Source organism: Streptomyces sp. col6, assembly GCF_008042035.1.
In the GTDB taxonomy this organism is placed as follows: domain Bacteria; phylum Actinomycetota; class Actinomycetes; order Streptomycetales; family Streptomycetaceae; genus Streptomyces.
In genome coordinates, this window is sequence record NZ_RDBL01000013.1 from 1,075,807 (window position 1) to 1,083,439 (window position 7,633).

Genomic DNA, 7,633 nt, shown 5'->3' on the forward strand with positions numbered 1-7,633 from the left:
TGCTCCTACCGCGCCCGCTCCTCCACATAGGCGTTGTACGCCGCCACCTGCGCCCGCCGCGCCACCCGCTCCACCGGCCGCAGCGCCTCGCCCCGGGCCGCCATCTCCGACGCGCTCACCGCACCGCCGTGCCCGTTCTCGTACGCCACCGAGACCAGCAGCCCGACCCGCTGCGCCAGCTCCAGCACCCGCACCGCCCTCGGCGGGTAGCCCGGGGCCAGCACCTCGCGCCCCCGCTCCGCCCGCGCCCGGTACGCGTCCACCGCCGCCTCGGCCACCGGCCCGGAACCGGCCACGTCGAGCCGGGACAGCAGCGCCGTCGCGTCCCGCAGCGCCTCCGCCAGCTCCCGTTCCGCCTCACCCAGGGACGGCACGTCGGCCGGCGGGGCCTCCCGGACCGCCAGGCAGTGCCACACCACGTCCACGTGCACATCACCGGCCGGGCCCGCCTCGCGCACCTCCGGCACCAGCCCGTACGGCGCGCCGTGGGTGACCACCGCCTCCTCCGCCTCCAGCGCGCGGGCGTTGAAATCGGCCGGACCGCTCAGCCCCAGCGGATGCCCCGGCACCGGCAGCGCGACCCGGAAACCGCTCACCCCCAGCGACCGAAGCCGCCCCAGCGCGAACGTGAGCCCGACGGGGCCGGCCTCACCGGGCAGCCCCTCCACGCGGTGCACCGCGTCCTCCCCGACGATGGCGAGCGCGGCGTCGTCCGGGGACACGAGCCCCGCCAGCAACGCGTTCCCCCATGCGGCCAGCAGCCCTGAACGTGGTTCCGAAAGCATGCGGACAGCCTAGGGGGTGTCCCGTCGCACCCGGCCCGGTCCGCGACGGCGGGCCCAGCGCCGCCCGCACTCGCGCGGTGGCGTAGGTTTTCCCTGGGAGCTGTGCCCACAGGCACGCGACGATCTCGACACTGCATGGGGAGACAACGCGCTCATGAGCGATGTACTGGAGCTGGTGGACGTATCCGTGGTCCGCGACGGACGCGCTCTGGTGGACGACGTCTCCTGGTCGGTCAAGGAGGGGGAGCGCTGGGTCATCCTCGGCCCCAACGGCGCCGGCAAGACCACCCTGCTCAACATCGCGTCCAGCTACCTCTTCCCCACCCAGGGCAGTGTCAGCGTCCTCGGCGAGCAGCTCGGCGGTGTCGGCACCGACGTGTTCGACCTGCGCCCCCGCATCGGCATCGCGGGCGTCGCCCTGGCCGAGAAGCTCCCCCGCCGCCAGACGGTCCTGCAGACGGTGCTCACCGCCGCCTACGGCATGACCGCCACCTGGAACGAGAACTACGACAAGGTCGACGAGGACCGCGCCCGCGCCTTCCTCGACCGGCTCGGCATGACCGAGTACCTCGACCGCAAGTTCGGCACCCTCTCCGAGGGCGAGCGCAAGCGCACCCTGATCGCCCGCGCCATGATGACCGACCCCGAACTGCTCCTCCTCGACGAGCCCGCCGCCGGTCTCGACCTCGGCGGCCGCGAGGACCTCGTACGCCGCCTCGGCCGGCTGGCCCGCGACCCGTACGCGCCCTCCATGATCATGGTGACCCACCACGTCGAGGAGATCGCCCCCGGATTCACCCACGTCCTGATGATCCGCCAGGGCAAGGTGCTCGCCGCGGGCCCCATGGAGACCGAGCTCACCTCCCGCAACCTCTCCCTCTGCTTCGGCCTGCCCCTCGTCGTCGAGCACCAGGGCGACCGCTACACCGCCCGCGGACTGCCCCTCGCTTAGGGCCTGTTGCCGGGTCCTGCCCGGTTGTGCCCTGTCGTTAAGGGTGTACGCGGAACTACCATGACCACGTGGACATCGACGCGTGGGTGTGGTGGCTGATCGGTGCGGTGGGACTGGGCATTCCGCTCGTCCTCACCGCGATGCCCGAGTTCGGCATGTTCGCCGTGGGGGCGGTCGCCGCCGCGGTGGTCGCGGCCCTCGGTGGCGGGATCGTCGCCCAGGTCCTGGTCTTCGTCATCGTCTCGGTGGCGCTGACGGCCGTGGTGCGCGTGATCGCCGTCCGGCAGCGCGGTGACCGCGCGCCCCAGCACGCCACCGGCATCGACGCCCTGAAAGGCCGTCAGGCCGTCGTCCTGGAACGGGTGGACGGCGAGGGAGGCCGCATCAAGCTGGCCGGAGAGATCTGGTCGGCCCGCGCACTCGACGCCGGACTCAGCTTCGAACCGGGCCAACAGGTCGACGTCGTCGACATCGACGGGGCGACGGCCGTCGTCATGTGACCGAACTGCCCCCACGGCAAGGCGCGTTCTGTCAGACTCGATGACGATCATCAACCGAAGGGCACAAGGAAACGATGCAACCGATCATCATCGTCCTGATCATTCTGGTGGTGCTCGTCTTCATCGCCCTGATCAAGACGATCCAGGTCATCCCCCAGGCCAGCGCCGCCATCGTCGAACGCTTCGGCAGGTACACCCGCACCCTCAACGCGGGCCTGAACATCGTCGTTCCGTTCATCGACTCGATCCGCAACCGGATCGACCTGCGCGAACAGGTCGTGCCCTTCCCGCCGCAGCCCGTCATCACCCAGGACAACCTGGTCGTCAACATCGACACCGTCATCTACTACCAGGTGACCGACGCGAGGGCCGCGACGTACGAGGTCGCCAGCTACATCCAGGCCATCGAGCAGCTCACCGTCACCACGCTCCGCAACATCATCGGCGGCATGGACCTGGAACGGACCCTCACCTCCCGCGAGGAGATCAACGCCGCCCTGCGCGGAGTCCTCGACGAGGCCACCGGCAAGTGGGGCATCCGCGTCAACCGTGTCGAGCTGAAGGCGATCGAGCCGCCCACCTCCATCCAGGACTCGATGGAGAAGCAGATGCGCGCCGACCGCGACAAGCGCGCCGCGATCCTCCAGGCCGAGGGCACCCGCCAGTCCGCGATCCTCACCGCCGAGGGCGAGAAGCAGTCCGCGATCCTGCGCGCCGAGGGTGAGGCCAAGGCCGCCGCCCTGCGCGCCGAGGGCGAGGCCCAGGCCATCCGCACGGTCTTCGAGTCCATCCACGCCGGCGACCCGGACCAGAAGCTGCTCTCGTACCAGTACCTCCAGATGCTGCCGAAGATCGCCGAGGGCGACGCCAACAAGCTCTGGATCGTGCCCAGCGAGATCGGCGACGCCCTCAAGGGCCTCAGTGGTGCCTTCGGCAACATCGGCGGCGGCGCACCCGGCTTCAACACCGGCAAGGAACGGCGCGAGGAACCCCCGGTCGACTGACGTGTACACCCCCCGTGCATGATTCGTGCAGCAAGCACCGATCACGCACGGGGGATACGCCATGTCCATCTGGGAGATGTTCGCCGTCTTCGCCGCGGGGATCAGCGCCGGCGCGATCAACACGATCGTCGGCTCCGGGACGCTCATCACCTTCCCCGTCCTGCTCGCCACCGGCCTGCCCCCGGTCACCGCCACCGTCTCCAACGCCCTCGGCCTGATCCCCGGTTCCATCAGCGGCGCGATCGGCTACCGCGAGGAACTCAAGGGCCAGCGCTCCCGCGTCCTCAAACTCGCTGTGGGCGCCCTCATCGGCGGACTCACCGGCGCCACCCTGCTGCTGGCCCTGCCCTCCACGGCCTTCGAGACCATCGTCCCGGTCCTCGTCGCCCTGGCCCTCGTCCTGGTGATCCTGCAACCGCGCATCAGCCGCGCCGTCCAGCGCCGGCGCGCCCGCACCGGCACCCCGGCCCACCCCGACGGCGGCCCTCTCCTCCTCATCGGTCTGACCCTCGCCAGCGTCTACGGCGGGTACTTCACCGCCGCCCAGGGGATCATCTACCTCTCCCTCATGGGCATGCTGGTCGACGACACCATGCAGCGCCTCAACGCCGTGAAGAACGTCCTCGCGGCCGTCGTCAACAGCATCGCCGCGCTCTTCTTCCTCTTCGTCGCCGACTTCGACTGGACCGCCGTCGTCCTGATCGCGGTCGGCTCCGCGCTCGGCGGCCAGATCGGCGCCAAGGTGGGCCGCCGCCTCAGCCCCACCCTCCTGCGCGCCCTCATCGTCACCGTCGGCACGGCCGCCATCGTCCAGCTGCTCCTGCGCTGAACGACCGAAGCCCGCCTCCCCCCGGGAGACGGGCTTCGGTGACGTCATGAGGCGTACGGCGGCTACGCCGCGCTCCGCGCCAGCCACTCCGGCAGTGCCGAGCGGTCGCCCGCCCCCAGCGCCAGCAGCATCGCCTCCGCCGGGGACGGGACGAAGGGCTTGCGCAGCAGCGGCATCCCCGCCTGCTCCGGCGTACGGTCCGCCTTGCGGTGGTTGTCCTCGGCGCACGAGGCCACCGTGTTCAGCCAGGTGTCCTGCCCGCCCTGTGCCCTCGGCACCACGTGGTCGACGGTGCTCGCACGCTTCCCGCAGTACGCGCACCGGTGCTGGTCCCTGACCAGCACGCCCCTCCTGGACCACGGGGCCTGTCTTCGGAACGGCACCCGTACGTACCGGCAGAGCCTGATCACACGGGGCACGGGTATGTCCACGTCGGCCCCGCGCATCCGCAGGCGGGGGTGCGACTGCTCGACGACGGCCTTGTCCTGAAGGATCAGCACCACCGCGCGGTTCAGCGTCACCGTCGACAGCGGCTCGAAGCTCGCGTTCAGTACCAGCGTGTCCCGCATCTCGCCCACCTCCCGTGTGCCGGCCGCCCCCTGGCAGGCCCGGATCAACTCTGGCCGGGCACGCCGTGATGGACAACGCATTAAAAAATGCCCTGCCCTGATCTCTCCAGGACCAGGGCAGGGCAAACGGCTGCGGAAGTTTTGGTACTCAGGCGTTCTCGGCGGGCTCCGCGTACTCGGCGATCAACTGCGCCCGGCCCAGGGTGTGGAACCGGAGGTTGAACCCGACCGCCGCCGGCGGGGTGTCGCTGTCGGGACCGAGCTTCTCGGTGTCCACCGCGTACACGGTGAACACATAGCGGTGGTTCTCCCCGGCCGGCGGCGCGGCACCGCCGAAGTCCTTCGTCCCGTAGTCGTTGCGCGCGTGCACGGCGCCGGCGGGCAGTCCCTCGAACCTCCCGCCGCCCGCGCCGGCCGGCAGCTCCGTGACCGACGCCGGGATGTCGAAGACCACCCAGTGCCAGAACCCACTGCCCGTGGGCGCGTCGGGGTCGAAGCACGTCACGGCGAAGCTCTTCGTCTCCGCCGGGAACCCCTCCCACCGCAGCTGCGGCGAGGTGTTCCCGGCGGCGTACACCTGTGCGTCGGTGAGCACGGCCCCCGGGGCGATGTCCTCGCTCACCACGGTGAACGAGGGAACCTCCGGATGGAAGTCGTGCGGCAGCGGCGCCCTCTTCGGCTCGGTCACGTCAGCACCTCTCTGTCGGCTCCGTCGGATTTCCGGGAAGATCTCTCTTCCCTTCCCGACCCTAGAGCCAGTTGCGCTGACCGCCGACCTGCGCCAGCCACTGGTTCAGGTATGCCGCCCAGTCGGTCTCGTGGAAGTTGTGCAGACCGACCTTGAACGCGCGGTACGAGTCGCTGCCCTCGCTGAAGAGACCGGGCTTCTTGTCCATCTCCAGGATGACGTCCATCTCGCGGTCGTCCGCGACGAACGACAGCTCCACCTGGTTCAGGCCGCGGTACTGCGACGGCGGGTGGAACTCGATCTCCTGGTAGAACGGCAGCCGCTGACGCGTGCCGCGGATGTGGCCGCGCTCCATGTCGGCGCTGCGGAAGCCGAAGCCCAGCCGTCCGAAGGCGTCGAGGATGGCCTCCTGGGCCGGCAGCGGGTGCACGTTGATGGGGTCGAGGTCGCCGGAGTCCAGCGCCCGCGCGATCTCCAGCTCGGTGGTCACCCCGATGTTCATGCCGTGCAGCTGCTGGCCCGCGAACGTGGTGATCGGCGTCTCCCACGGGATCTCCAGGCCGAACGGCACCACGTGCACCGCCCCGGCCCGCACCTCGAACGCCCCGCCGATGCGCAGCTTGGTGAACTCGATGTCCTGCTTGTACTCCTGGTCCTGGCCCTCGACCTCGACCCGGGCCTGCAGGCCCACGGACAGGCCCTCGATCTGCTGGTCGACCGAACCGCCCTGGATCCGCACCTCGCCCTGGACGACCCCGCCCGGGACGACGTTGATCTCGGAGAGCTCCGTCTCCACCGAGGCGCCGCCGGCACCCATGCTCGCGAGCAGCCGCTTGAAGCCCATGTTTTCTCCTCCTAGGTCCTGACCCCTACATACGCGCCACGACCGTAGTCGGTTCCCGCTAACCTCGAACCCCATGATCGATGGCCCGGACCGTACGCCGCTGAAGCGGGACTTCTTCGACCGCCCCGTACTGGAGGTCGCCCCGGATCTCCTCGGCCGCACCCTGGTCCGCAGCACCCCGGCCGGCCCGATCGCGCTGCGCCTCACCGAGGTGGAGGCGTACGCGGGCGAGATCGACCCGGGCTCCCACGCCTTCCGCGGCCGGACGCGCCGCAACGACGCCATGTACGGCCCGCCCGGCCACGCGTACGTCTACTTCACGTACGGCATGTGGCACTGCATGAACCTGGTGTGCGGCCCCGAGGGCAGGGCGAGCGGGGTACTGCTGCGGGCCGGCGAGATCTTCGAGGGCGCCGAACTGACGCGCAAACGTCGAGTTTCGGCCCGTAATGACAAGGAACTGGCCAAAGGCCCGGCCCGACTGGCGACCGCCCTGGACATCGGCCGGGCACTGGACGGCACGGACGCCATCGCTCACGAGGGCGCCGAGCTCTCGGTACTCCATGGCGCCCCGCCACCCCGTGACCAGGTGCGCAACGGCCCGCGCACCGGAGTGGGCGGGGACGGGGCGGTGCACCCCTGGCGGTTCTGGATCGACGGTGACCCCACGGTGAGCCCGTACCGGGCCCATGTCCCACGCCGGAGGTCAACTTGACTCGCCCGAGTGGGGCCCCTAATGTTGTCCGAGTCGCTTGACACGGATATAGCTGTTGGTTCGATCCGTCGGGTCGCACGCCACGCACATCCGAAGCGGCCAACCACTACCTACGACTCACCCCAGAGGGTGCGAGTTTCGGCATGCCGGAATTCAGGCCCACTGACTCGATTATGAGTAACCGGGAGAATCCGCTAAAGTAGTGGACACGCCGAAAGGGAAACGCGAAAGCGAAGAACCGGAAAGCGAAATTCGTTTGACCCGCTTCGGCCGGGAATCGGACACGAAAGAGTCTGATAGAGTCGGAAACGCAAGACCGAAGGGAAGCGCCCGGAGGAAAGCCCGAGAGGGTGAGTACAAAGGAAGCGTCCGTTCCTTGAGAACTCAACAGCGTGCCAAAAGTCAACGCCAGATATGTTGATACCCCGGCCTGCTTCGGCAGGTTGGTGGTTCCTTTGAAAGTCCTGCGAAACCTTCGGGTTRGGCAGGCAAAAACACAGCGAGGACGCAGTGGACAACAGGTCTTATTCCGGCCTTTGTTGTTCCGCTCTCGTGATGTGTTCCCCGATTACGGGAAAACATTCACGGAGAGTTTGATCCTGGCTCAGGACGAACGCTGGCGGCGTGCTTAACACATGCAAGTCGAACGATGAAGCCCTTCGGGGTGGATTAGTGGCGAACGGGTGAGTAACACGTGGGCAATCTGCCCTTCACTCTGGGACAAGCCCTGGAAACGGGGTCTAATAC

The 7,633-nt window shown here is 69.0% G+C and carries 9 protein-coding genes; 5 read left to right on the top strand and 4 right to left on the bottom strand.

Annotated features, from left to right (window positions below; translation table 11 throughout):
• Nucleotides 1-5: 5 nt before the first annotated feature.
• Nucleotides 6-785, bottom strand: coding sequence for a hypothetical protein (locus EAO73_RS21555; RefSeq protein WP_147973121.1), 780 nt, complete (start codon nucleotides 783-785; stop codon nucleotides 6-8).
• Between the two features lie 154 nt (nucleotides 786-939).
• Here EAO73_RS21555 and EAO73_RS21560 point away from each other — a divergent pair, with 154 nt between their 5' ends.
• The 4 genes from EAO73_RS21560 (at nucleotide 940) to EAO73_RS21575 (ending at nucleotide 4,070) form a co-directional block, all read left to right on the top strand.
• Nucleotides 940-1,737, top strand: a complete 798-nt coding sequence (locus EAO73_RS21560; RefSeq protein WP_147973122.1) for an ABC transporter ATP-binding protein — start codon at nucleotides 940-942, stop codon at nucleotides 1,735-1,737.
• Between the two features lie 68 nt (nucleotides 1,738-1,805).
• The gene (locus EAO73_RS21565; protein ID WP_147973123.1) at nucleotides 1,806-2,237 is read left to right on the top strand and encodes an NfeD family protein; all 432 of its coding nucleotides are present in this window, start codon (nucleotides 1,806-1,808) and stop codon (nucleotides 2,235-2,237) included.
• Nucleotides 2,238-2,311: 74 nt separating this feature from the next.
• Nucleotides 2,312-3,241, top strand: a complete 930-nt coding sequence (locus tag EAO73_RS21570) for an SPFH domain-containing protein (protein ID WP_147973124.1) — start codon at nucleotides 2,312-2,314, stop codon at nucleotides 3,239-3,241.
• Nucleotides 3,242-3,302: 61 nt separating this feature from the next.
• The gene (locus EAO73_RS21575; RefSeq protein ID WP_147973125.1) at nucleotides 3,303-4,070 is read left to right on the top strand and encodes a sulfite exporter TauE/SafE family protein; all 768 of its coding nucleotides are present in this window, start codon (nucleotides 3,303-3,305) and stop codon (nucleotides 4,068-4,070) included.
• A gap of 62 nt (nucleotides 4,071-4,132) precedes the next feature.
• Here EAO73_RS21575 and EAO73_RS21580 read toward each other — a convergent pair whose 3' ends face one another.
• The 3 genes from EAO73_RS21580 to EAO73_RS21590 all read right to left on the bottom strand — a co-directional run bounded on the left by EAO73_RS21580 (nucleotide 4,133) and on the right by EAO73_RS21590 (nucleotide 6,171).
• Nucleotides 4,133-4,639 (bottom strand): HNH endonuclease, encoded by a 507-nt coding sequence (locus tag EAO73_RS21580; protein ID WP_147973126.1) that lies wholly within the window; start codon nucleotides 4,637-4,639, stop codon nucleotides 4,133-4,135.
• Between the two features lie 148 nt (nucleotides 4,640-4,787).
• Nucleotides 4,788-5,327 carry a YbhB/YbcL family Raf kinase inhibitor-like protein gene (locus tag EAO73_RS21585; protein ID WP_147973127.1) on the bottom strand — a complete coding sequence of 180 codons (540 nt, stop codon included), beginning with the start codon at nucleotides 5,325-5,327 and terminating at the stop codon, nucleotides 4,788-4,790.
• A gap of 61 nt (nucleotides 5,328-5,388) precedes the next feature.
• Nucleotides 5,389-6,171, bottom strand: a complete 783-nt coding sequence (locus tag EAO73_RS21590; RefSeq protein WP_147973128.1) for a sporulation protein — start codon at nucleotides 6,169-6,171, stop codon at nucleotides 5,389-5,391.
• A 73-nt stretch (nucleotides 6,172-6,244) separates the two neighbouring features.
• Between EAO73_RS21590 and EAO73_RS21595 the strand changes: the two genes are divergently transcribed.
• A complete protein-coding gene (locus EAO73_RS21595) occupies nucleotides 6,245-6,886 on the top strand; it encodes a DNA-3-methyladenine glycosylase (protein ID WP_147973129.1) in 642 nt (213 codons plus the stop codon).
• The last annotated feature ends 747 nt before the right edge of the window (nucleotides 6,887-7,633 follow it).

Bases quoted from the DNA above. Each gene is read 5' to 3' on its own strand.
- EAO73_RS21555 (WP_147973121.1), bottom strand. From the start codon at position 785: ATGCTTTCGGAACCACGTTCAGGGCTGCTGGCCGCATGGGGGAACGCG.
- EAO73_RS21560 (WP_147973122.1), top strand. From the start codon at position 940: ATGAGCGATGTACTGGAGCTGGTGGACGTATCCGTGGTCCGCGACGGA.
- EAO73_RS21570 (WP_147973124.1), top strand. From the start codon at position 2,312: ATGCAACCGATCATCATCGTCCTGATCATTCTGGTGGTGCTCGTCTTC.
- EAO73_RS21575 (WP_147973125.1), top strand. From the start codon at position 3,303: ATGTCCATCTGGGAGATGTTCGCCGTCTTCGCCGCGGGGATCAGCGCC.
- EAO73_RS21580 (WP_147973126.1), bottom strand. From the start codon at position 4,639: ATGCGGGACACGCTGGTACTGAACGCGAGCTTCGAGCCGCTGTCGACG.
- EAO73_RS21590 (WP_147973128.1), bottom strand. From the start codon at position 6,171: ATGGGCTTCAAGCGGCTGCTCGCGAGCATGGGTGCCGGCGGCGCCTCG.
- EAO73_RS21595 (WP_147973129.1), top strand. From the start codon at position 6,245: ATGATCGATGGCCCGGACCGTACGCCGCTGAAGCGGGACTTCTTCGAC.